22 protein-coding genes, 1 tRNA gene and 2 pseudogenes are annotated in these 24228 nt (G+C 72.2%); 14 read left to right on the top strand and 11 right to left on the bottom strand.

The features are described from left to right. Positions 1-23: 23 nt before the first annotated feature. Positions 24-2753, bottom strand: coding sequence for a helix-turn-helix transcriptional regulator (locus ACZ7KX_RS38160; protein WP_470330533.1), 2730 nt, complete (start codon positions 2751-2753; stop codon positions 24-26). Positions 2754-3511: 758 nt separating this feature from the next. Here ACZ7KX_RS38160 and ACZ7KX_RS38155 point away from each other — a divergent pair. Continuing rightward, positions 3512-3928: pseudogene (locus ACZ7KX_RS38155) on the top strand (PPOX class F420-dependent oxidoreductase); the annotation flags it as partial. A gap of 42 nt (positions 3929-3970) precedes the next feature. On the opposite strand, the gene ACZ7KX_RS38150 reads toward ACZ7KX_RS38155, so the two are convergent. From ACZ7KX_RS38150 to ACZ7KX_RS38135, 4 genes are all read right to left on the bottom strand, one after another. Continuing rightward, the gene (locus ACZ7KX_RS38150; RefSeq protein ID WP_470330532.1) at positions 3971-4951 is read right to left on the bottom strand and encodes a CinY protein; all 981 of its coding nucleotides are present in this window, start codon (positions 4949-4951) and stop codon (positions 3971-3973) included. Between the two features lie 279 nt (positions 4952-5230). Next, positions 5231-6076, bottom strand: a complete 846-nt coding sequence (locus ACZ7KX_RS38145) for a glycosyl hydrolase (protein WP_470330531.1) — start codon at positions 6074-6076, stop codon at positions 5231-5233. Further along, the gene (locus ACZ7KX_RS38140) at positions 6073-6903 is read right to left on the bottom strand and encodes a thaumatin family protein (protein ID WP_470330530.1); all 831 of its coding nucleotides are present in this window, start codon (positions 6901-6903) and stop codon (positions 6073-6075) included. Before ACZ7KX_RS38140 ends, ACZ7KX_RS38145 begins: the two co-directional genes overlap by 4 nt. Before the next feature lie 16 nt (positions 6904-6919). Next, positions 6920-7711, bottom strand: a complete 792-nt coding sequence (locus ACZ7KX_RS38135; protein WP_470330529.1) for a chitinase — start codon at positions 7709-7711, stop codon at positions 6920-6922. A gap of 340 nt (positions 7712-8051) precedes the next feature. Between ACZ7KX_RS38135 and ACZ7KX_RS38130 the strand changes: the two genes are divergently transcribed. Next, entirely contained in the window at positions 8052-10895 is a 2844-nt protein-coding gene (locus ACZ7KX_RS38130; RefSeq protein ID WP_470330528.1) for an ATP-binding protein, read from the top strand. 342 nt (positions 10896-11237) lie between these two features. On the opposite strand, the gene ACZ7KX_RS38125 is transcribed toward ACZ7KX_RS38130, so the two are convergent. Continuing rightward, positions 11238-12158, bottom strand: coding sequence for an NADP-dependent oxidoreductase (locus tag ACZ7KX_RS38125; RefSeq protein WP_470330527.1), 921 nt, complete (start codon positions 12156-12158; stop codon positions 11238-11240). Between the two features lie 80 nt (positions 12159-12238). Between ACZ7KX_RS38125 and ACZ7KX_RS38120 the strand changes: the two genes are divergently transcribed. Next, entirely contained in the window at positions 12239-12823 is a 585-nt protein-coding gene (locus tag ACZ7KX_RS38120; RefSeq protein ID WP_470330526.1) for a TetR/AcrR family transcriptional regulator, read from the top strand. 440 nt (positions 12824-13263) lie between these two features. On the opposite strand, the gene ACZ7KX_RS38115 is transcribed toward ACZ7KX_RS38120, so the two are convergent. After that, positions 13264-13398 carry a hypothetical protein gene (locus ACZ7KX_RS38115; protein WP_470330525.1) on the bottom strand — a complete coding sequence of 45 codons (135 nt, stop codon included), beginning with the start codon at positions 13396-13398 and terminating at the stop codon, positions 13264-13266. A gap of 162 nt (positions 13399-13560) precedes the next feature. Further along, positions 13561-14139 (bottom strand): VC0807 family protein, encoded by a 579-nt coding sequence (locus ACZ7KX_RS38110; protein WP_470330524.1) that lies wholly within the window; start codon positions 14137-14139, stop codon positions 13561-13563. Here ACZ7KX_RS38110 and ACZ7KX_RS38105 point away from each other — a divergent pair. From ACZ7KX_RS38105 to ACZ7KX_RS38095, 3 genes are all read left to right on the top strand, one after another. Continuing rightward, entirely contained in the window at positions 14122-14523 is a 402-nt protein-coding gene (locus ACZ7KX_RS38105; protein WP_470330523.1) for a response regulator transcription factor, read from the top strand. The two genes, ACZ7KX_RS38110 and ACZ7KX_RS38105, sit on opposite strands and share 18 nt — an antisense overlap. Positions 14524-15340: 817 nt before the next feature. Beyond that, positions 15341-15934, top strand: coding sequence for a helix-turn-helix domain-containing protein (locus tag ACZ7KX_RS38100; protein ID WP_470330522.1), 594 nt, complete (start codon positions 15341-15343; stop codon positions 15932-15934). A 33-nt stretch (positions 15935-15967) separates the two neighbouring features. Further along, on the top strand, positions 15968-17236 hold the full coding sequence (locus ACZ7KX_RS38095; RefSeq protein WP_470330521.1) for an MFS transporter: 1269 nt from the start codon (positions 15968-15970) through the stop codon (positions 17234-17236). A 306-nt stretch (positions 17237-17542) separates the two neighbouring features. On the opposite strand, the gene ACZ7KX_RS38090 is transcribed toward ACZ7KX_RS38095, so the two are convergent. After that, positions 17543-17737 (bottom strand): hypothetical protein, encoded by a 195-nt coding sequence (locus tag ACZ7KX_RS38090; RefSeq protein ID WP_470330520.1) that lies wholly within the window; start codon positions 17735-17737, stop codon positions 17543-17545. A 6-nt stretch (positions 17738-17743) separates the two neighbouring features. Between ACZ7KX_RS38090 and ACZ7KX_RS38085 the strand changes: the two are divergent. The 5 genes and pseudogenes from ACZ7KX_RS38085 to ACZ7KX_RS38065 all read left to right on the top strand — a co-directional run bounded on the left by ACZ7KX_RS38085 (position 17744) and on the right by ACZ7KX_RS38065 (position 20553). After that, positions 17744-18228: pseudogene (locus ACZ7KX_RS38085) on the top strand (hypothetical protein). Between the two features lie 228 nt (positions 18229-18456). Continuing rightward, complete coding sequence (locus ACZ7KX_RS38080; RefSeq protein ID WP_470330519.1) at positions 18457-18843, top strand: hypothetical protein; 387 nt, start codon at positions 18457-18459, stop codon at positions 18841-18843. Positions 18844-18873: 30 nt separating this feature from the next. Then, on the top strand, positions 18874-19020 hold the full coding sequence (locus tag ACZ7KX_RS38075; RefSeq protein ID WP_470330518.1) for a hypothetical protein: 147 nt from the start codon (positions 18874-18876) through the stop codon (positions 19018-19020). A gap of 320 nt (positions 19021-19340) precedes the next feature. After that, positions 19341-19832: a DUF1269 domain-containing protein gene (locus ACZ7KX_RS38070; RefSeq protein ID WP_470330517.1), complete on the top strand. Its 492-nt coding sequence runs from the start codon at positions 19341-19343 to the stop codon at positions 19830-19832. A gap of 250 nt (positions 19833-20082) precedes the next feature. Continuing rightward, positions 20083-20553 carry a hypothetical protein gene (locus tag ACZ7KX_RS38065; protein ID WP_470330516.1) on the top strand — a complete coding sequence of 157 codons (471 nt, stop codon included), beginning with the start codon at positions 20083-20085 and terminating at the stop codon, positions 20551-20553. Between the two features lie 82 nt (positions 20554-20635). On the opposite strand, the gene ACZ7KX_RS38060 is transcribed toward ACZ7KX_RS38065, so the two are convergent. Continuing rightward, positions 20636-20709 (bottom strand) — tRNA-Trp (locus tag ACZ7KX_RS38060). A gap of 476 nt (positions 20710-21185) precedes the next feature. On the opposite strand from ACZ7KX_RS38060, the gene ACZ7KX_RS38055 reads away from it, so the two are divergent. The 3 genes from ACZ7KX_RS38055 (at position 21186) to ACZ7KX_RS38045 (ending at position 23529) form a co-directional block, all read left to right on the top strand. After that, positions 21186-22835, top strand: coding sequence for an eCIS core domain-containing protein (locus ACZ7KX_RS38055; protein ID WP_470330515.1), 1650 nt, complete (start codon positions 21186-21188; stop codon positions 22833-22835). Positions 22836-23035: 200 nt separating this feature from the next. Then, on the top strand, positions 23036-23188 hold the full coding sequence (locus ACZ7KX_RS38050) for a hypothetical protein (protein ID WP_470330514.1): 153 nt from the start codon (positions 23036-23038) through the stop codon (positions 23186-23188). Next, on the top strand, positions 23182-23529 hold the full coding sequence (locus ACZ7KX_RS38045) for an erythromycin esterase family protein (protein ID WP_470330513.1): 348 nt from the start codon (positions 23182-23184) through the stop codon (positions 23527-23529). The genes ACZ7KX_RS38050 and ACZ7KX_RS38045 overlap by 7 nt, the downstream gene beginning before the upstream one ends. 375 nt (positions 23530-23904) lie before the next feature. Here the strand turns inward: ACZ7KX_RS38045 and ACZ7KX_RS38040 are convergent, their stop codons facing one another. Then, a complete protein-coding gene (locus ACZ7KX_RS38040) occupies positions 23905-24027 on the bottom strand; it encodes a hypothetical protein (RefSeq protein WP_470330512.1) in 123 nt (40 codons plus the stop codon). Between the last annotated feature and the right edge of the window lie 201 nt (positions 24028-24228).

The following is a 24228-nucleotide window of genomic DNA, read 5'->3' as shown; positions in this document are numbered from 1 at the left end:
AGGCCCTTGCGGCGGTGCGCCCCTCACCGCGGCCCCGCCGTTCTCGGGATGATCTCGGCGAGCTGCCGGCGTCCGGAGATCCCGAGTTTGCGGTAGGCGCCGGAGAGGTGGAACTCCACCGTCCGCACGGTGACGAAGAGCTTCCCGGCGATCGCCCGGTTGGTGTGACCGTCCCGGGCGAGGCCGAGGATCTTCAGTTCCTGCGAGGTCAGGCCCGTCAGGACCGGATTCGGCGGCTCGTCCGTCCACTCCGGCCGGATCGCCCGCCGGGCCTCCGTGATTCCGTTCACCAGCGGCTGCGCGGAGCAGGCCCCGGCCGTGGCCAGGGCGGCCACGAACTCGGTGTGCGCCTCGTGCAGCCGGCCGCCCTCGCTCAGCGCGGTCCCCAGGTCGAACCGGGCGGCCGCCAGCTCCAGCCTGGCCGGTGAGCGCGTCAGCGTGGCGACGGCCCTGGTCAGCGGGCTGATGCGCCGTGTGCCGGTCTCGGTCATGGCGAGGGCGTGTTCGGCGATCCCGATCGCGCGCGGTGTGCCCCACCGGCGTGCGTCGTCCAGTTCGGCGCCGGCCAGCCCGGCCGCCTCGGCGGTCTCGCCCGCCGACGTGAGCAACCGTGCGGCGCGCGAGCGCCACGGCAGCACGGCGGGATTGCGCACCTGGCAGTCGGTCAGCAGCTTTCCGGCGGCCAGGTGGTCGTCGAGCGCGCCCGCCGGGTCGCCGCTCTGCTCCCGTAACACGGCTCGCGCGGAGAGCACGGCCGGGGTGTCCTGCCGCAGCGGCAGCTCCCGGTCCAGCCCGCAGGCGTCGAGCAGCGTACGGGCGGTGTCGGTGTCGCCCGTCAGGGCCCGTGCCTCGACCATGGCCGCCACGGCGCGAGTGGCCAGCAGGTGGCCCTGGGGCACCAGCGCGCACAGCCGGTCGGTCAGGGGTGTCAGCGTGTCCACCGCGCCGGCCAGGTCACCGCGGACCCGGTGGATCGCGGCGCGCAGCAGCTCGGCGATGACGTGGTCCCATCGCCCGGGCGGCACACCCCCGGCCAGGCGGGTCCGGCTGCAGTGCGTCCACGCCTCGGTCAGCTCGTCGGCCCGGATGAGCGCGCTGCACCCGTGCCACAGGCCCCGGCCCGGGCATTCGCCCGCACCGGCCAGCGACAGCCTGGCGTGGCGCACGGCCGTCGTCCTGTCCACCCCCGCGGCCACCGCCTCGGTGGCTCGTAGGGCGGGCAGTTCCCAGCCGCCGCCGTCCGGCTGCAGATCCTCGCCGACCGGCTCGTCCGGACGATCGGCGGACCTCGCCAGCCAGGGGGGACCGCCACGGCAGATGAGCGCCTTGTGCAGCCGCAGCCTCCGGACGTGCGCGCCCGCGGCCGGGCCGAGCCGCTGGGCGGTGTCGTCGAGGACCGCCACGGCGTCCGCGGGACGCCCGCACTCGGTCAGCAGTGTGGCGAGGGCCACCGTGTGCTCCGTCACGGTCGGCGGTTCCTCGGCCTCCAGCCGTGCCGCGTCCAGCCGGCGCACGGTGAGCTCCGGGTCGACGAAAGCGTCCAGCGCGGCGAGTTCACGCCGTACGGCCGCCTTCACCTGCGGGTCCAACGGCTCGCGCAGCAGCCCCCGCAGGTGCCGCGCGGCGTCCTCGGCCCGGCCCTCCTGCGTCAGCCTGCGGGCCGCTGTCCGCAGCGGCTGTACCGTCCAGTCCAGGCCGAGCGGGCCGGCCGCGACCAGTTGTCGTGCCACCCCGGTCACGTCGAAGTGCCCGTCGCGCAGGATCTCGGCCGCTCGCAGGTGGAGGGCGGCCCTGGTGCCGACCGGTATCGCGCCGATGACCATCGAGGCGAGCAGCGGGTGGCGGAAGGCCAGCGGTGTCCGGTTGGCGAGCAGTCTCCGGTCGACCAGCTCGTCGACCGCGGTCAGGGCGTCCGTCACGGTCAGCCGCGCGAGCTCCGCGGCCTGCGCGATCTCCGCGTCCACGCCGAGCACGGCGACCGCCCTCGCCAGCGCGAGCGCCGGTTCACCGAGGCCGCCCAGCCAGCGCTCGGCTCCCGGGAGCGTCCTCGGAGCGGCGGTGGCGCGCAGTGTCCCGGCGGTGGGAGCGGAGCCGGTGTGCTCGGACAGCAGGGCCTGCAGCAGGCCGGGGTTGCCGCCGGTCAACTCGTGGCAGACCTTCGCGGCCTCCTCGTCGAGTCCGACTTCGCAGCGGGCGGCCGCGAAGTCGACGAGTGCGGTCTCCGGCAGACCGGCGAGGGCGATGTGTTCGGCGAACGCGGAGAGTTCGGCCGCCGGGCCGAGCTCGGCGCCGCCGAAGTGCCCGGCGGACAGCGCGACCACCAGCTGGTGGGGGAACGCGGATGCCGCCAGGGCCAGCAGCCAGCGCAACGACCACGGTTCGAGGTGGGCTGCGTCATCGAGGCAGAGGGCCACCGGTGCGCGGCGGGCCTCTGCCCGGACCAGCTCGACCAGATCGCCCAGGACCTCCGGCGAGGGTGTCCGGTCCGCGGTCGGCGCGCCCTTCGCGAGCAGTCGGCCGAGCAGCTCGTCGGCGGCCGCGAACGGCGCGTCGGGCAGGCTCCGCGCGTTGGCGACGGCCACCCGGAACCCCGCGTCGGCGGCGAGCGCGGCCAGTGCCGCCACCGTCTCGGACTTCCCGCATCCCGGCTCCCCCTCGATCAGCACCGTGGCCGGCTGACCGGCGCGGGCTCTGTCGAGCACACCGCTCAGCCGCGCCAGCTCGGGCCCACGCCCCGCCCCGATCCAGGCCATCCACCCCTCCTTGTGCGAACTTTCGGCTCTCCCGCCGTTGCGCCGGTTACCGACGACTCGGCTCCTCTGATGCGCCGTCACATCGGCGGGCGTGCCGTGACTCCATGGCAAAGCAATGTGTACGACCAGGTTGCCGTCGCGATCTCCCGCGTCGCGGCCATGGCCCTCCCGGCCGATCGCGCCCACGGCCCGCCGGCTGTCACCGCAACCCGGGGAAAGTGCCGTCACCGGAGCCGGGAGCCGCTTGCATCGGCCCCGACTGCCACCCGGCGCACCCTGGTTGACGTCCTCGGTGCACCACCTCCCGGCGCGGGAGGCACTGCGGTGAGCCCGGTCGACGGCGGTCATTCCCGACCCGGTCCGGCCGGCTCGACGCCATCGGCCGCGGACCGGTCCCGCCCGAAGGGGGATCCCTTCAAAAATTTTCTTATACGGAGCTTTCTTCGTATGACACGTCATTTCCTTGCCGCTTGCCCATCAGACAATCATGGATCCCGACTTCTGTCTCCCACCCCGCCGCAAACCGGCCACCGGGTGACTTCACACTGAGCGAATCCGCCGTTTCCCTGCCCTCCACGCCCGCCGTCGGCCCGCGCGAGCTGCCCCGTGGCCGGCCGCGAACGAGGCTGCCGGCAGCAGCGGTCGACGCCGGAGAGCCGCCGGCCGCTGCGCCTCCTGACCCCTGAAGTCGGACTGAGGCACCATCAGTGGACAGTCGTGGCGAAAGCCGCCGCGACGGCGGGACGAAGGGGCGGCCGGTGGGCATCTGGCCGGAGGACATCCGGGTCAGGGTGGCGGAGCCGCGCATCTGGTACGTGGCGACCACCGGGGAGGACGGCGCCCCGCACGTCTCCCCGATGTGGCTGGGCGTCGACGGCGACCGGGTGTACTTCAACACCTCCATCGGCCGGATCAAGGAGCGCAACCTGCGCCACGACCCCCGGGTCTGCCTCTCCAGCGCCGACGCGGCCGATCCCTACGACCGGATCCAGATCCACGGCCGGGCCGTCGAGTTCGTGACCGGGGAGCGGTCCGACCGGCAGATGGACCGCCTCGCCCGGAAGTACCTCGGCGTCGAGGAGTACGGCTGGCGCCTGCCCGGCGAGCGGCGGGTCACCGTCTTCGTCGAGCCCACCCGGATCCGCCGCGTCGTGGGAGTCGAACCCCTGCCGGCCGCCGCCCGGCCCGCCGGGCTTGCCGGCAGCCGTGCCGGGGTGTCAGCGGCAGGTCCTGTCCGGGTGGTCATGGGTGATGGCGCAGATCATCGCCGCGGCCCGGCCGTTGGTCGGGTACCTGCGCCGGAGTTCGTCCTCGAAGTTCCGCCACTGGCGGGCGATGTCCTTGACGGCGAGGTCGTAGGCGCGGTCGAAGTCGTGGTCGACGCGTGAGCGGGGGCTGTCGTCCGTGTCCTTGTTCAGGACGCCGTCGTGGGTGACGCGGTTCGTGCAGTCGGAGGCCCTGCCGGAGTGGTCGCTGTCCGGGTAGCAGCCGGTCGTCAGGTCGCGCGGGATGTGGCTGCCGGCGTCCTTGACCCAGTCCGCCCTGCTCATGGAGCTGTAGCGGCTGATGGAGAAGAACGCGGGGAGATCGGTCCTGCCCAGACCCGGCGGGTTCTTGACGCCGATGGCGCCCGGTCCGGCGTGGTCGGCCCAGTTGCTGTGGGCGTAGAAGTCCTCGATCTGGTGCCAACCGCGGCCCAGGTCCTCCAGGACCTCGCACTTCGCCCGCCCCGGTCCGTCGTCCCAGTTGCACGCCGGGGAGATGGAGACCTGGGCGGCGACGACGTGACCGTCGGCGTCGACCAGCCGGTCAGCGGAGGTGAGGGCCCGCCTGAGGTGGTCGACGGAACTCGCGATGCAGTCGATGAGCTCGGTGTCGGCCTGTCCGCGGGTGCGGGGGTAGTGGCTGTCGTACGCGGGGGCGAGGTAGTCGGCGTTGTCGCAGTGGAGCTCGCCGATGCCGAAGTACCGGCCGTGGTCGTTGGCGACGATCGCGCCCGAGTTCCCGTCCGCCATCGCCGTCAGCGAGTTCGGGTGCCAGCCCCCCGCTGCCAGGGCGGCCCGGGTGATCTTCTCGTGGTTGCCCGCGCTGAAGGCGCGCGCCGGCGTTGCGGTGCCGACGACGGAACACGACAGGGCGAGGCAGGCGGCGGCGGGCGCGAGCAGGCGCCGCCGGTGGGGAGCGGTGGTGGGTTCCATGCGGGCTCCAGGTGTTCGGGGGACGTCTTCGGTGGAGGGCATCCGGGCTCGGTTACCCGCCGGTCAACTCCGCCGGAACTGCACCGTGGTGGGGCCGTCGGAAGTGGAGCCGTCGGAGCCCGGAGGCTCGGTGTTGCGCCGTCGGGGCCCGGAGGCTCGGTGTTGCGCCGTCGAGGCCCGGAGGCTCGGTGTTGCGCCGTCGGAGCCCGGAGGCTCGGCGTTGCCCCGTCGGAGCCGCACCCGCGAGGGGGTGCGGCCCCGACGCCGCGGGGCCCGGGCTCAGCCTGCCGCGCGGTAGGCCGCACCCACCCGGTTGGGCGCCGCCCCGTTGTAGAGGCCGGTGCCGCCGCGGTCCGCCGAGAGCGTGAACCAGGCGTAGCGTTCGACGAAGGGGAGCCCCTGCAGCATGGCGGTCGACTTCGCCACGAACGCGGCCTGCTGGTCCGGTGTCGGGTACCTCGGGGTGCCGCCGGAGAAGTCGGTCAGGGCGTACTCGGTGAGCCAGATCGGCTTCTTGTACCGGTCGTAGGTGGCCTGGAGGTAGCTGCGCAGCTGACCGGTCGCGGCATCGGCGCGGAAGTCCGAGCCGTACCAGTGCAGGGGGATGAAGTCGACCTTGTAGTGACGGGCGGTGGCGCCCTTCATGAACCGGTCGAGCCAGCCGCCCGCGACGTCGCCGCCGCCGGCGACCGCCGGCGCCCCCAGGCGCATGCCGGTCGACTGGAGCCGGGGCCACAGGTCGAGGGCCTTGGTCACGCTCATGTCGGCCTGTGCCGGGAGGTCGGGTTCGTTGAACCCGAGCAGGGTCGTGCCCTCCTTCCTGGCGGTGGTGAGTTGGGCGTCGGTCACCGAGGCCGGGCCCCAGATCATGGGCACGAACTCGACGCCGGCCGGCGGCCGGATCTGCTGTCGGTCCGAGGCCCAGGTGAAGAACCAGCCGGCCCTGGAGTCGGCGAGTGCCTTGGTGACGTCGGTGAAGTTCCAGGCACTCACGCCCTTCTTCTTCACCGTTGCTGCGGACGCGTCGGCCGGGCTCGCGACCGTGAGCCAGGTCAGCACCGCGAGCAGGACGGTGAGCAGACGTGTTCGACGCGGCAGGGCGTCGTGCCGGGACGGGCGGCTCACGCGGTGGGCCCGAACGTGACGGTGAAGCCGCTGCAGTGGCTGCACTGCTGCATCACCTTGTTGCCCGGCACCTGGTCCTGCTTGGACCACGTGTAGGCCTTGGGGCACTTCGCGCTGAGCGCGCGGCTGTAGTCGCTGGGGGTGTCCCGGCTGGGGTTGGTGCACAGCATCGGCTTGCCGTCCGGCCCGCGCGTCAGGTCGGACGGCGGGCAGAGGGACAGGAGGTTCGCCGCGCAGCCCCGTGTGTCGCAGCCCCCACCGTCCGGAACCGTGGCGTTCACCGGAGTGATCGTGACCGGCAGCGAGAACGCGTTCACGTAGCTCACGTCGTACCAGGGAGCGGCGCCGTCCTTGCTGTCGAAGTTGAACTCCGCCAGACTTGCGGGCTGTTCGCCCGCCGTGCAGTGGTCGGCGAACGGGCCGCAGTCGGCCACCCGGCAGTGGAAGGTGCTGCCGGAGGTGCCGCCGCATCCCTGCCGCGCGAAGAACTTGCCGCGCCAGTGGAACGGGGCGGTCGTCTCGGGGATCGTCACCGTCGCCGACTGTCCGGGAGCCAGGACCGGCAGCCGGGCGAACTGCTTCGACCCGTCGGTGTTGACGCCGCTTCCGATCCACAGTTTCTGCGAGGAGTGGTTCACGAACGTCACCGTGTGGTTGACCGCCGCGGCTGCCGCGGTGCGGGCCGCCGGTGCCGCACCCGCGGCCGACCCGCTCGCCGCCGTCGCACCCGGTGCCACGCCCGCGCTCGCCACCCCCGCGCTCGGCAGCACGGCGGTCAGTGCGGCCGCGGTCATCGCGACGAACAGCCTGATCAGGAACCTGCGCATGACTTCCCCTCCCCGCTCAGCAGGTCAGGTCGGCGCCGGGCGAGGTGCCGAGGATCCGTGAGAACCTCTGGTACAGGGTGATCCTGTCCTGCATCTCGGCGTTGTTCCGGCCGTTGCACTCCACGGCGCCGTTGATGCTGCGGATCGTCTGACCGAATCCGGCGCCGTTGACGATCGCCTGGTGGGGCGTCATGGAGCCGGGCCCGGACTGGGTGTTCCAGTACCAGAGCGCGGTCTTCCACGCGATCTGGGGATTGGTCTGGACCAGGCTCGGGTTGTGGAGCAGGTCGATGTGCAGGGCGTCCCCCGCCGCCTTGTAGTTGAAGTTCCAGCTGAGCTGGAGCGGCCCCCTCCCGTAGTAGGCCGCGCGGCCCGCCGGACAGCCGTAGGGGCGGGTGGTGTCGCAGTACGTCGGATAGTTGGCGGTGTTCTGCTCGACGACGTAGCGCAGGCCGCCGGTCTCGTGGCTGACGTTCGCCAGGAAGGCCGCCGCCTCCCGTCGCTCAAGCGCGTCGTTCCCGGTGTGCGCGAAGCCGGGGTAGGCGCTCATCGCACCGACCAGTGCCTCGTAGGTGTAGAACTGGTTCTTGTTCGGGAACATCTGGCCGAACTGGGCCTTGCTCACGATGAATCCGGCCTGGCCCGCCGCCGTCGCCTGCGCCGCGCCGGCCGCCGGCGCGGTGGAGGCGGTGGAGGCGGGGGAGGGGGCGGGGGTTGCGGGGGAGGCGGAGGCGGAGGTGGGCAGGGCGATCGCGGAGACCGCGGCCGCGGCCGCGGCGATCCTCAGGGCCGAGCGTCGAAGGGGCATGCGGGACCTTCCTCGCGTGGTGACGGTGACCGGTCGTCCGGCACCCCGCCGGCCGACGACCGGTGGTGTGAACGCCGGCTCGGCGGGCGGGGCGTGGCGGACGAGCACCGATCGCGCCATGGAGCGCGTACCGGGCTGTCGGACGATCGTCCGGCGGCGGATCCACGGAGACATCCGTGAGCCTCACTGAGATCCAGGGCCGCCGTACGGCGCCGGTCCCGCGTGCGGCACCGGGTCCCGCGTACGGCGCCGGACCCCCGGCCGCTCGTGGTGCCCGCCGCCGACGTGCGTGACGTGCGCGACGTTTGGCACCCCGCTCGATCCGGCTAAGGTCATGTACATGCTGATTCTGCAGATGGTCGGCGTGACGGGACGGGAAGCCGAGAGCGCCGTGCTGGAGGGTCTGGTCGCCGGTGTCGCGGCCGGCCGCGGGGGCGGCGTGCTGGTCGAGGGCGAACCCGGCATCGGCAAGTCCGCGCTGCTCGCCGCACCGCTCGCCGCGGCCCGGGCCGCCGGATGCGCGGTGCTGTCCGGGCAGTGCGACGAACTGGGTCAGCGGTGTCCGCTCTCGGCCATCACACGGCTCCTCGGTGTGCCCCCGCCGTCGGCCGGCCCCCGGCACGCGGAGACCGTACCTCCGCGTCGACGACCGCGGACCCGCAAGGGCCGCGACCCGCTGGGCGCCGATCCGGTGGGGGCTGCCACCGAGCACCTGCTGGCACGGGTCGACGACCTGTGTGCCTCCGGGCCGGTGCTCCTGGTGCTGGAGGACCTCCAGTGGGCGGACGAAGCGACCCTGTTGATGTGGCGCCGCCTCTGCCGGACCGCGGTGCAGCGGCCGCTCCTGACCGTCGGGACCTGCCGGCCGGCACCGCGCCGGCCGGCTCTGGCCCGGCTGCGTCGCGAGCTCCACGTTCGGGGCGGACGGGTGCTCGCGCTCGATCGCCTGAGCGAGGCGAGCGTGTCGGAGCTGGCGGGTGCGCTGGCCGGAGGCACCCCCGGACCGCGGCTCGTCGCACGTCTCGGCTCCGCAGCCGGAAACCCCCTGTACGTCAGGGAGTTGCTGGCCGCACTGGTGCGCTGTGGATCCCTCCACCGCGCCGCGGGCACGGTGGAGCTGTCCGCTGACGGCCGCGACCCGGGGGAGCTCCGGGGCCTGGCCGACGTGATCGCGGACCGGCTCGCCGGTCTCTCGCCCGAGGCCCAGCAGGTGCTGCGCACCGCCTCCCTGCTCGGTCCCGAGTTCTCGGCGACCGATCTGACGGCAGCGGCGGGACGTGGTGACCTCCTGACGGCGGTGGAGGAGACCCTGAGCGCGGGCGTGCTGGAGTCCGCCGGGCCCCGGCTCCGGTTCCGCCACGCGCTGCTGAAGGAGGTGATCCACGAGAGCGTCCCGTCCGCCCTGCGCGCGGGGCTCCGGCGGCACGCGGCGCAGCAGCTGGTCGCCGCCGGTGCGCCGGTCGAGCGCGTGGCCGAGCTGATCCTCCCCGTCCTGGCAGAAGCCGACGGCTGGGAGTGGGAGTGGCTCGCCGACAACGCGGCGCAGCTGGTCCACCGGGCCCCGGCGATCGCTGCCGAACTGCTCGAACACGCCCTGCGGCGCACGGACGCGGAATGTCCGAGGCGCCCCGTGCTGGCCGACCGACTGGCGGAGCTCTACTTCCGCACGGGCCCCGTCGACCGCGCCGAGGAACTCGCCCGGACCGTCCTGCTGACGACCACCGACCGCGAACTCGTCGGCCGGGCCCGGTGGCTGCTCACCAGCATCGCGCTGCGGGCCGGCCGCTACCAGGACGTGGAGGCGAACTGGCGTGCGGCGCGGGGCGACCCACGGCTCGCCCCGCGCTGGCGGGCGCGGCTGATGGCCCTGCTCGCGCTCGCCCGGGGGTTCCAGGGCCGGCTCGACGCGGGCCGCGCGGCGATGACCGCGGCACTCGCCGAAGGACTGCGGCTCGACAGCGCCACGACCGTGGGCTACGCCCTGAACGCGGGCGCCCTGATCCGCATCCGGGAGGGCGACCAGCCCGGTGCGCTGGTCCTGGCCGACCGGGCGCTGGCGGAGATCGGCAACGATCGCGAGCTCGTGGACCTGAGGCTCATGCTGCTGGGCCACCGGGCCGTGGCACTGGACAGCCTCGGCCGCCCCCGGGAGGCGGAGGAGTCCCTGGCGCACGCCCGTGCCCTCGCCGAGCGGACCGGATCGACGCTGCTCTCGATGAACCTGGTGAGGATCGCCGAGAGGTACTACGAGCACGGTCGGTGGGACGACGCACAGGCGGTCCTGGACGAGGCCACCGACTTGCCGCACGGCCGCTGGCAGCTTGCCCGGCACAGCCTGCGGGCGCTGATCGGCGCCCGGCGGGACAGCCGGCCGCAGGCACCCGGGCAGCCGGAGGCCCAGGATGCCGAAGTGGTGCTCCCGACCTGGCCCGTGGCGGCCTCGTACCGGATCGTCGCCCGCAGCCTCGCCCTGGAGCGCGCGGGCCGCCCCCGGGAGGCCTTGGAGGTGCTGGCGGTGCTGCTGGCCCACGGGTACGAGTTCGACATCCGGAGGCATCCGGAGTGGCTGGTCGGCCTGGTCCGGCTGGCGCTCGCCGTGGACGACCGGCGCACGGCGCGCACCGCGGCGCTGGAGAGCCGGCGGCACGCCCACATCGAACCGCTGCCCGCCACCCGGGCCGCCGCCCAGTGGTGCCGCGGACTGCTGCACGACGACCCGGCCCGGCTGCTCGCCGTGATCGAGCACCACCGCGCCGCCGATCGGCTCCCGGACCTCGGGAACGCCCTCGAAGACCTCGCGGTGCTCCGGGCCGCCACCGGGGAGCGCGCCGCGGCCCGCGCCGCCTTCGACGAGGCCCTCGCGGTCTACGCCGGGCTGGGCGCGGTCTGGGACGCGCGCCGCGCCGCCGCCCGCATGCGCCGCTGGGGAGTGCGGGCCGGGATCCGGGGACCGCGCTCCCGGCCCGCCTCCGGCCGGGGTGCGCTGACCGTCACCGAGCAGCGCGTGGCCGACCTGGTCGTGCAGGGGCTGTCCAATCCCGACATCGCCGCGAGACTGCTGCTGTCGCGGCGCACCGTGGAGACCCACGTCTCCCACATCCTCGGCAAACTCGGTGTCCGCTCGCGCCGCGAGGTCGCCGCGGTCACCGGTGCCGCCGGATCCGGATCCATCGGGGGCAGCTGAGGAGACCGGCCCGCGGTCACCGGGGGCCGGTCACCGCACGGTGGTCCTCCGGGGCCGCGTCTGTCCGCCCGACGAGCTCGGCGAACGCTTCGGGATCCACTCCCCCCGGGCGGGCCGACCGCCGCCCACACCCGCACTGCTGCCACCCTGCATGAGAGGCGGGCGATCATGATCGGTAGCCCGGGGAAGTAGACCCCGGCCGAAGGCCGGCGCCGCTCCTCCGGCAGAGCTTCCCAGCCCCGACGGAGGTCCACGCCGGCCACTGCTCGTCACGGGTGCCGCCGGTGGCCGTCTACGCGGTGGCGGCGGGGATCGGTGTCGCCGAGTCCACCTTGTGCCGGTTCACAGTGCGATCACGAGTTTGCCGTGAACGTGCCGCCCGGCCTGCGTCGTCACGGCTTCGCGAATCTGCTCGACCCGGAAGGTCGCCGCGATCGGAATCGTGATCCGGCCAGAACGGATCAGGTCGGCGATCCGTCCCAGGGCGCCCGGATCCGCGTCGAGGGCGCCCGTCTTGCGCACACCGGTGGGCGGGGCGGGGCCGTCGGCCACGACGGAGATCCGCTCGGGTGCCACGCCGAGCTTGAGCGCGGTCTCGGCCGCTTCCCGTCCGAAGAGGTCGGTGGCGGCGGTGATCCCCTCGGGCGCCAGGGCCCTCACCCGGTCCGCCAGGCCGGGGCCGTACGCCACGGGTTCGGCGCCGAGCCCGCGCAGGAATCCGAACGTGCCCGCGGAGGCGGTGCCGAGCACTCGGGCACCCGCAAGCTTCGCCAGTTGCACGGCGAAGATGCCCACGCCGCCCGCCGCCCCACCGATCAGGACGGTGTCCCCGGTGCGGGGCTCGATCGCGGCGAGCGCCGCGGCGGCCGTCAGGCCGGACACCGGAAGCGTGGCCGCGACCTCGTCAGGGATGCCCTCCGGAGTGGGCCACAGGTGTGCCGCGGGGGTCTGGACCAGCACGAAGTCGGCGACTGACCGGCCGATCGCAGCCCCGTACACCCGGTCGCCGGCCGCGAATCCCGTGGCGTCGGCACCCACCTCGTCCACCACGCCGGCGAAGTCGCTGCCGAACCCGGCCGGCAAGGTGATGCCGAACCGCGCCGCCATGTCGGGCTGTGCGGTGATCTGCCAGTCCATCGGATTCAGCCCGGCGGCCGTGACCCGGACGCGAACCTCGTCCGGAGCGGCGTGCGGCTCGGGTATCTCCTGCAGTTCGAGTACTTCGGGACCGCCGAAGTGCCGGTAACGGACAGCTCTGCTCATCGGGACCTCCCGGACAGTGATGGGACTTGGTCTCATGGACCCTACAGCAGTGATGGGACTAAGTCCCGTACACTGTTCCCATGGCTCGCTGGCAACCCGACGCACCAGGACGACTCGCCGCCGCCGCCCTCGACCTCTTCGAGGAGCGCGGCTACGAGAACACGACCGTCATCGAGATCGCGGAGCGCGCGGGGCTCACCAAGAGCACGTTCTTCCGATACTTCCCGGACAAGCGCGAGGTGCTCTTCGACAGGGGTACGGTGACCGGTCTGCTCGTCGAAGGGATCGCCTCGGCGCCGCCGGCGGCCGGGCCGCTCGACGCGGTGGCGGACGCTCTCGATGCGCTCGGCCGGGCGTTCTTCACCGCTGATCGCCGCGAGTTCAGCGGCCGGCGCCAGGCCGTGCTGAACGCCAATACGGAACTGCGTGAACGCGAAGCCCTGAAGCGGATCGACCTCGCCGCCTCGATGATCGAGGCCCTCGACCGCCGCGGCGTGCCGAGCCTGACTGCGCGGGTGGCCTCGAAGCTGGGCATGCTCGCCTGGGAGATCGCCTTCGATCAGTGGATCGACACCGACAACAGCGAGGGCTTCGGGCCGCTGGCACGGCGAGCGCTCGCCGAGGTACGCGCGGCCGCCCGAGCGGATACCGCTGACCGTCCCTGAGATCCGCCACCTGATCGCCCACCTCGCACGACCTGTCCGCCGCAAGACCGGTCACGTCCTGCACGGAAGCCGAGCGACGGCGCCACAACCCCGTCTGGTGGTTCTGGCGGCCCGGCTGGCGCCGGAGCCGCAGCGGATCGCGGATCCTGCCTGGTCCGAGGTTTCGTGCGTCCGTGAACTGGAGCCGTTCTCCGAGCAGCAGGCTCGGAGCCTGCTGCTCGCCACAGGGATTCCCAGCTCGCTTCGGAAGGCTGTACTCCGCTTCGCCGGTGGGAACCCGCTGGCCCCGTCCCCCGCCGCCGCGGCGCCGGAGCTGCAGGCTGGAGCGATGAAGGGATCCGGGCACCCTCGGCCGAAACATTGCGGACCTTGTCGGCCGGGCCGGTCGGTGAGGTTCCGACAGCGGCTCACCGCCGGGCACTGGAGGTAGTGGCACAGGCTCATTCGACCTCCGAGGAACTGATCACCGCCGTGATGCTCAGTCCGGGCGGTGTCCCGGCCTCCGCCGCCGGGACGAGCGCCGATCCGGCCAGGGCAGCGGTGCTGATCGCGAAGGCGACGGTCCGCTTCGACATGATGCGTTCTCCTCCGTGACAACGGTCGGGTGATGTGCCTGGTGTCGCGAAGTTCGGGATCGGTACGTCGTGCCGGTTCGTCACTGGTGGAACCCGAAGGAGGGCGGCGGGCCGGGATCTGTCGCCGGGCCGCCGCCGGTGCCGCCCGGCGCCACGCTGACATCACGCAACGGTGACCACTGGGTCCCCGGGCGCGGGATCCTCCGTTTCGAAGCGCTCTGCCACACCGGACACGGCGGCCTCGGCCTCGGCCTCGGCCTCGGCCTCGACCAGCTTCTCGATCCGGTTGTGGAACGGCGCACCGGCGATGAAGGCCACGACGAACGCTCCGAGCAGGCAGACCGTTGACAGCCAGGCCATCGTCGACACCGGCAGCGTGTAGGCACCCACGACGCGGGCCGCGCACTCACCGACCAGCGACAGACCCCAGGCGAGCGTGAACCCCCGCTCCGCCCACCGGAACCGGGCGGAGCCCGCGCTCAGGCGGTCCCAGGCGGCGATCCTGACGGGCTCGCCCTTGGTGAGAAAGGGCTTGAGCCCCGCGCTCACCATGGGCTGCCCGGCGAAGGCCGACCAGACCATCGCGATGCCCACCACGCTGCTCAGCGCTCCGTCCTTGGCCACCGCCAGCCGGGCGTCCCCGGACACCAGTGACAGCCCGATCCCGGCCGTGTTGACCAGCAGCATCAGACCGGCCGGCCCGTTGACCGACCGCCTGGAGACGTGGGCGCCAGCGTCCACCCGGGAATCGCACCCTCACTGGCGCACGCCACCACGTCGGTCACGACTGCCCTCGGCTCCGCCAAATTCGAGACGCAGTTCCATGCAGGGCAGCAGCTGAGTCGCGAAGCCGCCGTTCGGCTCGAACTTCGCGAGGACTCCCGCCAAGCCCCGGCAGCCCCACACCACAACAGTGCAGAAATCCTCGGGAAGCGCGAAGCCGCCGTCGCGCGACTGGTGGTCGACGGTCTGAGCAACAAGGACATCGGCTCACGCCTGTTCATATCCGGGCGCACCGTCGAGACCCACATCCGCAACATCCTCAACAAACTCGACTTCACCTCACGAACCCAGATCGCCGTCTGGATGACTACACAAGACCGCCACGAAGACCTGCCAGTCTGACCACGCCAGGTCGAGAGCCTGCGCCTGACCGAGCCCGAAAAGACCCAGGCCAGAGACCTGACCAGCACCAGCCGGCAGGTCCAGCATTCCCGTTACGAGGGACCCCACCACCACACCACCGGGCTGCCGAGCAGCAGCAGCGTCTCGGCCCCGAGCGCTGCCGCTCCCGCCGGCCGGGCCCCGCGGAACACCCCGCTGCATCCCCGGGACCCGGCCACGCTGCACTCTGCCGGCGGCCGATGGTGTCGGTGGCGGGCGCTCCGGTGTTCGGCTCCGGTCCATGGTTCAGAGCATCCGACTCGCTGGTCACCTTGGCCGCGATCACCGTCATGACCAGGCGTATCACCCGTCGGACCTTCCGCCGGTCGGGACAGCCGGCATCCGGTGAAGCCCAGCGGGACCGAGTGGACCGGAGGTCACCGCGGGAACACCGTCGAGACCGGCCCGAACCACCGTCCGGGACCCCACGTCCCACGTCCGCCGCCGGCCAGTCAGCGGATTGGGGACTCAGGGACAGACGTGCTGACGGGGCATCGGAGACGGGACGTCCCTGAGTAAGGCCGCAGCCAGCCTGCCGATACTGATGGCAGGTCACGGCACAAGAAGTCGGAGAACGTACGGCGCTATCTCGGCGGAAGCGATAGCCGCGGCCACCAGCCTGCTTTCCCCGAAGGCAGTCGGCGCTGACCTCGTGGCCCAGCGGCAGTCAAGTCGAGCTGGGCTGGCTGTCCGGCCGCCTGCACGGAGCTGGGTTGCTCGGCCATCTCACTCTGAAGCGAGTATTGCGAAGTTTTCGCTTCATATCTACGGTGAGTGCATGCGACCGAAGCACGAGTCTGAGCAGATCACCGACCTGTCACGGTTGAGGGCGTTCATGAACCCGCTGCGGATGCAGCTGTACCGGCTGCTGTACGCCGCGGGCACCGCGACCGCCTCTCAGCTCGCCGAGCATGTCGACGAAACGCCCTCGCTGGTCAGCTACCACTTGCGCAAGCTGGCCGAGCACGGCTTCGTGACCCAGGCGAGCGACCAGAGCACCGACGGCCGCGAGCGGTGGTGGACGGTCTCATCCGAGGGGGGCTGGGGCTTTCGCGACTCGGACTTCGCGGACACGCCCGAGGGCGCAGCCGCGGTCGGCGCGGTGACCCGTGGGGTGTTCGATACGCGCGTCGCCCAGTACCGCACGTATCTCGATCAGAAGTCCGCCTGGGGGAAGGCGTGGAGCGACGCGTCCTTCAGCTCCGAGTGGCTGCTGGACCTCACCCCGGCTGAACTTGCCGAGATGAGCGATGAGCTCCAGGCGCTCGCCCGACGCTGGCGGGAGCGGGGCAAGGCCGCCAAGGCGGCCGGCGACACCGAGGGCCGGGAGCACGTGTCCGTGCACGTCTACGGCTTTCCCTTCCGGCCCTGACTCAGCCGAACTCCCGACTTCCTGGAGCCCACCATGGCCGCCCCGCACACAGTCCTGTGCGAACGTACGTCTACACCGGCTCACCGTGACGCCAACGTGCTGCGCTGGCTCACCGCCTACACGCTCTCCCTCGTTGGCGACAGCGTGTACTTCGTCGCCCTGGGTTGGTCGGCCCAGAAGGCCGCCGGCCCGACCGAAGTCGGCCTCGTCATGGCCGCCGGAGCGTTACCGCGAGCGTTACTCATGCTCGGCGGGGGCGTGCTGGCCGACCGGTTCGACCCCCGCCGGGTGATTCTCGGCAGTGACACACTGCGCTGCGGCTTCCTCCTGGCGGTGGCTGCAGGCGTCGCACTGACCGCGCCGGCCTTGTGGATCCTGGTCACGGTGGCGCTCGTCTTCGGTGCCGCGGACGCGCTGTTCGTACCAGCTGTCGGCGCCCTCCCGCCCCGGATCACCACCCCTGACCAGCTGGCCCGGGTCACCGGCATGCGCTCGCTGTCGACCCGCCTCGGCCAGGTCGCGGGCCCGCCGATCGCAGGCCTGGCCATGGGATTCGGCGGACCCGCGGCCGCTTTCACCGTCGCCGGACTGCTCCTCGCGCTGTCCCTGCCGCTCCTGCTGACGATACGGATGCGGCCCCTGGTGTCGAGCGACGCCGAGCAGTCAGCGCCTGGCACCGCGCGCCAGGACCTGCTCGACGGCCTGCGCTACATCCGCCGCCACCACCTCATCGGCCCGCTCGTCGTCGCCGGCGCCGTCTGCGAACTCGGGCTAACGGGCACCCTCAACGTTGGCATGGTGCTCCTCAACGCCGAACGTGGCTGGGGCACGTCCGGTTACGGCTGGATCGTCAGCAGCTTCAGCGCGGGAGCTGCGGCCGGCGCCTCACTGCTTGCCATCGCAGGATGGCTACCCCGTGCCGGCCTGATGATGACGTGGATACTGCTCGTAGGCTGCGCGGGCGCGGCCACCATCGCGCTGGTACCCACGCTTTGGCTTGCCGCGGTACTGGCTGCGGTCATCGGACTGTGTGCGGGTGTCTTCGGCAGCCTGAACAACGCCCTCATGCAGACCGCGGCGGACCCGGCTTACCTCGGCCGGGTCACCTCCGTCGTCATGCTCACCATGGTCGGTATCGCCCCCCTCAGCTACCCGCTGGTCGGCGCCGCCATCGGGGCCTGGGGCGCCGCCCCGGTGTTCATCGGCTGCGGCACCATCGCCGGACTGGGCGCGGTCATCGACCTGGCCTCCGACGTGCGCCACGCCGAACTGCCCCGGCAGCGCGCCAAGCTGATTGCCTGAGCAACTCCACGGACACGCAGTGAACCCAGCCCTGTCATGCGCCTACGAGGGTCGGCTGTCGACCGTCATTCCCGCGACCGATCCCGTCGGGGACGGTGGTCTTGCGCGGTTCAGGACCGCGGCGTCTGGTTGGGTGCCGACGCGTACGCTCTGGCTCCCGGCAGCTGCTGCCGGGGGCCAGACCGAGATGGGCAAGGGGTGTCTCATAAAGTTGTCACCCTGCGGGGGGCTGATGACGGTGCGCGCCCGCCGAAGGCCGCACTCCCACTGCCCCGGCCCCCGCCACGGCCCCGGCCGCCGCGGACTTCAGTCTGACAGCGAGGCCGCCCAGGGATCCTCAGGCAATGCCCGGGTGCCATGCGCGGTGAGCATGTCGTCGATGCGGCTGCGCAGGCCGAAACCGGTGGCGTCGATCCAGGTGAGCCAGGGCACCGGGGAGCAGCTGGTCGTATCGGCGGATGGCGGGGTCGTGTGCGTCCGGGCGCGCTGGCCGGGCAGCATGGCGACATGCCGGATCTGCTGTGGGACAACGTCAGGAACTTCTTCGACCCTGAGCTGATGGGTGCTCTGCCGGACGTGTGTGTGGAGGGCACCACGGTCGAGGACTGGCAGGCGGTGTTCGACCTGGTCTGGTCGAGCGGATGGACATGCGAGTACCTGGAGGGCGGAGTCGCGGGTCCGCTGCCTTCTGCGGCGGAGGTGCTGGCGCGGCCCGCTGATGCGGAGACGGTCGATCTGCGGGTCTGCCCGGTCCCGGATGCTCTGGGATCTTCCGTCCGTGGTCTGCCGACGGGATCGACTTCGACGTCGACCTCCGCGAACTTCAGGGCCAGGAGGGGGCGGACGTCCTGTGCCGGTTCCTGGCCGCGGTCGGTCGTCGGCTCGGCAAGCAGGTGGTCATGACGGCCGAGGGCGACTACGGGCATCCGGTGCTCGGGTTCGATCCCGCGGCCGACCGCGTGGTGCTGATGGCGGACCCGCGGCTCTGCTGACCGCTTCGGCTGGCCGGGCGTACGAGAACACCATGAAGCATGAGTCCGCGAAGCTGGAGAAGTACGCATCGGCCTTGAAGGACCCCGGAACAAGGTCAACCACCTCGAACTCATCACGAACGACCCCAAGGCCTCCGCCTACTTCCAGTCCCTCAATGCGGCCCAGAGCGTCACCGGCCGCGTCCGCATCGAACCCTGACCTGCAGCATCGAGAGAAGAGAGCACCCCGTGGGATCCAGCTTCTACGTCAGTGCCGACCGCGAACGAGTCGGGCCGTGGACCTTCACCGGGGAGCAGCTGCAGGAGTGCGTCGAGAGGCACTGGCCGGACGCCACGGTGAGCAGTGTGTTCGAGGGCTTCCTGGAGATCGTGGCGGACGTCGCCCCCGAGCGGCCGACGGAGCTGTCGTTCAGCCTCCAGCACAGCGTGTTCTCGTTCGAGGACCGGGGATCGCCCGTTGGATCTCTGACCGTCATCTACAGGGTGCTGCACGACTTGGCGCCCGAGGTGCCCGTCGTGTGGTGGATCGACTACGACGTGGATTTCAACCCCTTGACCTGGCAGGAGGCCTCGAAGCGTTCATCGGGAGCTTCCCCGCCTGAGGGGGGCATCTGATCCACCCTGCAGGCGGAATGCCCGGGGCGAGTGACCGGATCGCTGCTGTTGTCACAGGGCCGGGGGGCGCACGCCTGGCGCCGGGCCCTGACCCCCCTGGCCCCCGAACAGCGGCAGGTCTTCGTCCGGACCCTGCAGGTCTACGAGGCGGCCATGGCCGATACCGAGGACGACTGACGAGCCCCAGAGCCCGGCCCTGGCCGACCCCGCCTGTGGCCCTACCGGTCACGCACGCCGAACACGACGGCATGGCCGCCCTGCCCTCGACCGAGCCGAGGCCGGCCGGACCTTCGTCCGCCCCTCACCGGCTCTCCGCCCCTCACCGCCGCCGGCCGGACCTTCGTCCGCCCCTCACCGGCTCTCCGCCCCTCACCGCCGCCGGCCGCGCCCGCCGACCGGGTGGCCCGCGCCCCGTTCCCGCCGTGGTTGTGCGGTGCCGCCCTCGGCCCCGGCCGACCATGGGCCCGTTCCCGCATCCCCCGCACACGGAGGTCAAGGTGGCGACTCTGACGGTATGGCGCTTTCCCGCCGCGACTGGAGCCGACGGCGCCCTCGACACACTGATGAAGCTGCAGCGCCAAGAGCTGATCAAGGTCCAGGACGGTGCCGTGATCAGCTGGCCGGAGGGGGCCAGGAAGCCCAAGACCCGCCACTTGGCCGACATGACCGGCATGGGTGCCCTGGGCGGCGCTTTCTGGGGCTTCCTCCTCGGGCTCATCTTCTTCGTCGCCCTGCTCGGCGCCGCGGTCGGTGCGGCCGGAGGCGCTCTGGGCGGGCACCTCGCTCACCTCGGCATCGACGAGGACTTCATCAAGGGGGTGCGGGAGAAGGTGACGCCGGGCACCTCCGCGCTGTTCGTCCTCAGCTCGGATGCCGTCCTGGACCGGGTCAGGGCCGAGTTCGAGGGCCGGCACGCGGAACTCATCGAGACGAACCTCACCGGGGAAGAAGAAGCCCGCCTGCGCGAGGCGTTCGCCGAAGGGGAGTGAGGCCCCGCGGTGGAGCGGACGGCCCGTCGGGCCCGGCCGTGGGGCCGGTGTGCCGGGGGTTCTCCGGCACACCCGTCCGCCCGCCGTTCGCGGTCCGGGGCGAAGACGGCCGCCACTGGTGACCCGGGAGACGCGGCTCGACCCGCACCGCACCGGGGAGCCCATCCGCTCGCGGGAGCAAGACGGCCAGGGGTCACCGGTGACGCTTCCTCAGATGCGCCCGACCTGCCAAGATCCGCGGGTGAAACACGTGACCTACCGTCTCCAGCCGGCCCAGATACGCCGCCAGTGGATTTCCTCGACACTCTTCCTGGCCGGTGGCGCCTACCTTCTCTACCGCGGTTCGCTCTTCCCGATGAACGTCCGGACCGCCGCCGTCATGGCTGGCGGCGCTCTCCTGATCATCGGTGGACTCCTCCAGGTGAGGGGCGCCTTCAGCAGCGTCAGCTTCGACGAGCGCGAGATCCGGTGGACCGGGGCGCTGGGCTCCCGCAAGCGGTTCGCCTGGGCGGACCTCACCAACGTCGAGGTCGGCAAGCACCGCGACCGCCCCGATTCCGGGGACGTCGTGCGGGTCACCCACCGGGAGCACGGCGACTTCAAGCTGCCGGCGGTGATCGGCATGCCGGGCGCCTGGCGCGACCCGGACTTCGAGACCAAGGCGGCCGACATCATCGCCACCTGGCGTGCGGCGACCTCGACGTCCGAGCCCGCGGCGTAGTCGGACACCACGTGGCCCCTCGTTCGCCTTCGAACGAGGGGCCACGGTGGGTCTGAACGGCTTGCAGAAGCCGCAGTCGCGGCACGGGTGGAGGGACTTGAACCCCCAGCCTGCCGTTTTGGAGACGGCTGCTCCGGCCAGTTGAGCTACACCCGTAGCGCCCGGACGGGTCAGGAGAACGGGCGAGCACCGTCTGGTGAATGGTGTTCCGGCTGCCTGAGCCACGGGCTCGCGGCCTCTCGGCCGCGGGTCCGATCCTGCCGTACGGCAGGGCTGCGGGTCATCAGGTTTTCGAGCGACGTCTTCTCACCACAGGGGCGGCTCGAAGCGCCGACCGGCCGGCCGCCGGCCTTCGACTCGCCCAGGAGTGCGCCCCTCGTCGCGGTCCCGGTTCACGGTCGTCGACCGCATCCGGTGCTTGCCCCCCCGCGGACCACCTTGTCGCGGTCCGGCGCCGAGGTCGGCTCCGGATCCCTGGCGCGCGTACGAGCGCCATGCGCGTGCCGTCTGTACGGAAGTGCTGCGGGAGGCCCTCGGCGGGTGCCCGAGATCTGCCCCGGAGTACCTTCCGCCGTGCCGTGGCGGTCGGGTTCAGTGGGAGGCTGTCGACGATCCAGGAGAGGCGGAGCTCGATGCGCGGGCGGGAGAGCGAGGAAGCGACGGGGGCCAAGGCCGGTCGGGCGGCGAGGCGCGCGCCCGTCGACGCCGGGAGCCCGCGGCCCGAACTGCTCGCCCTCCAGGGCTCGGTGGGCAACGCGGCGGTCGTCCAGATGCTCCGCCGGGCGGCCCGCGGCCCGGAGGAGGAGGCGCACCGGCACGGGGGCGGCTGCGGACACGAGGGCTTCGAGGGCCCCGCCGTCCGGCGTGCCGTGGCCCCCGTCGTCCAGCGCTCCGCCGTCCACGACGTCCTGCGCGGACCCGGCAGGCCCCTGGACCGGGCCACCCGGACGGACATGGAGTCCCGTCTCGGCGCCGACTTCTCCGACGTGCGCATCCACACCGGCGGCGCCGCCAGGGCCTCCGCCGCCGAGGTCGGCGCGCGTGCCTACACCTCCGGCAACCACGTCGTCATCGGCGAGGGAGGGGGAGACGCGCACACCCTCGCCCACGAGCTCACCCATGTCATCCAGCAACGCCGGGGGCCGGTCAGCGGTACCGACCACGGCAACGGGCTGTCGGTCTCGGACCCCGGCGACCGCTTCGAGCGCGAGGCCGAGGCCAACGCCCGCGCGGTGATGAGCCGCCCGGCCCCGCAGGCCTCCTCCGACGTGCAGCGTGCGGCCGGCCCCGGGACCGGGACGGCCGGCGCGGCGCAGGCGCCCGTGCAGCGCACCCTCGCGGTGGGCCTCGCGCCGGGGACCCCGGTCGTCAGGCACACGGACGAGGGCGACGTCGTGGGGCAGACGATCCTCCGCTTCAGCTTCGGGTCCTACCTGATCTCCGAGGGCACGGACGGCAAGAAGCCCCGGGCGTCCCTCAAGGACAAGTCGTGGGGGACGGTCGAGGGCCAGGCGGCGTCCCGCGCGGAGTACGAGGCGGCCCGCGCCCTGGAGTTGGACCCGGAGGTCCTCGCGGCCAAGCAGAAGCAGAAGGACCTCGACCTCGGCGAGAACTACCTCAGCGCCGACTACCGCCGGATCAACCCGCTCCTCGCGGCCCTCGGGCAGGTCGGCTTCACCCCCGGCGAGATCGCCGCCCCCGGCTTCTCCTACAAGTCGCGGGAGAGCGACGTGCTCGACACGTGGCGCAGTGTCGCCATGGCGCGCGGCTACGCGGACGAGCAGACCACGGCGGCGTGGGACGAGAAGCACCTCGCGGACACCTTCGACATCTTCGCCCGGATCAACGGCGTGTGGGACGACTTCTCGACGCCCCCCGCGAACGCGGACGGCAACGTGGTGCGCGGCGACAGCAAGCACATGTACGAGTCGTTCGGCGGCATCCTCAAGCAGCAGGAGAGCCACCCGGACGGCGGTTACGTCGCGGTGGACCAGACGATCGAGTGGCCGGCGATCCTGTCGACGACGTACGGCGATCCGTTGACCCACACGTACGTGGCGGGCAAGGAGATCGTCTGGGAGTTCGGCCTTCCCGAGGGCCACCGGGGGAGGGCGCTCGGCAGGAACAACCAGTCCGAGGAGGAGATGACCTTCCCCATCGGCACCAAGATCCACATCAGCAAGATCCTCGTGCGCAACGGCGACTTCCGGCAGGAGAAGTCGACGAAGTACGGCGAGAGCGCGGCCGTGATCGTCTTCGCCGACATCCTCGCGGGAGCATGACCGACGCGACGGGCCGTGCCCCCTCGCCGGCGGCGGACCGGCCGCCACGCCCCCAGGGAGCGCCGGTGGATCCGGGCGGGGGATATCCCCCGGTGACAACGGCGGTGCTCCCCAGTGCGCGGCGGGCCCCGCCACCATGAAGATCAACTCATCGAACGCCGAGGTCATCGGCGTTCCGTCGAGTTGCGGTGGGCGAAACGATGGCGGACGACAAGCGGATCGCACGGCGTGGACCACTGGCGGCGGTGGTCGCCGCGGCGGTGCTGGCCCCGGTGGCGGCGGTCGCCGCGCCGGTGTCCCCGGGCGCCACCGGCACCGGGGCGCGGCGACGGCGCAGCGCTCCGCCGTGGTGAGCGCGTTGGAGAGCGTCGCCAGGCCGCTGCGGACGACGGAACCCGGCGGCGGCAGCGCCGACCTGTGCGCGCTGGGCTCGATGATCGGCGACGCCAGGGTGGTCGGTCTCGGCGAGGCCACCCACGGCTCGCACGAGTTCTTCGCGATGAAGCAGCGGCTGTTCCGCTACCTCGTCGAGGAGAAGGGCTTCACCACCTTCGCCCTGGAGACGAGTTGGAGCAGCGGGCTGCAGATCGACGAGTACGTCCAGGGCTTCGCCGGCCGCCCCGCCCCCTCCGGCTGCGGTCACATCCCGGCCGGCAACTCCCTCGCCCCGGAACAGCCCGTACCGGGCTCCTGACCCCCGGCCAGGTGCCGACAGGCGCCGGGGCGCGCCGGGACAAGAAGAGGCAAGGGGCCTGGTGATCACGGGGCTGCGACCCTCTGTGAGCACCAGGCCCCGTGCCCGGCGGTGCAGGTGCGGCGGACGACGGGCGGCGGACTGGCCCCGGCCGAGTCGTCAGTGCCAGGCCACCTCGGTGTGCCCTGGCGCTGCTTACGGTTGAGCCGGATAGAGATGACGAGAGCGATGATTCCGACGACGCAGGAGGCGGCCGGAGCTCCGTCCCGGAGTAGACCAGTCACTGTGCAATCCCTTCACCTTGATGTGATCCGCGTTGTCGCGCGCGCCGGCACCAACGGTGCCGGGGCCTCACTGATGCCCCGGCAGGCTGGTTCACAGTTGGTGCGAGGCCTCCCAGTGGGCCTTGGACAGAACATCCTTGTAGCTGTACCCCTTGAAGACCGCCATGGACATGCGGAGGGGGGCGGCCGCCGCCTGCAGTTCAGCCTCTACCACGAGGACAAGGCGGTTCACTTTGAGGACTACGGCTTCCGCGACCAGGTGTAGCAGTTGGGTCAACGCCGCCCGCGGCCTGGAGGGATCGTGGACAACGACCCGGGCAACGGGCAGTGGCAGATGCTGTGGAAGGAGCCGGCCGAGTCGTTGTCCGCGAGCGTCGCGTACGACAACATGGCCGACCGCTTCTGGGCCGTACGC

It is taken from the genome of Kitasatospora sp. NPDC038210 (assembly GCF_055600605.1).
The sequence above is the reverse complement of the archived record's forward strand: the minus strand, read 5'-3'. Positions and strand labels throughout refer to the sequence as shown.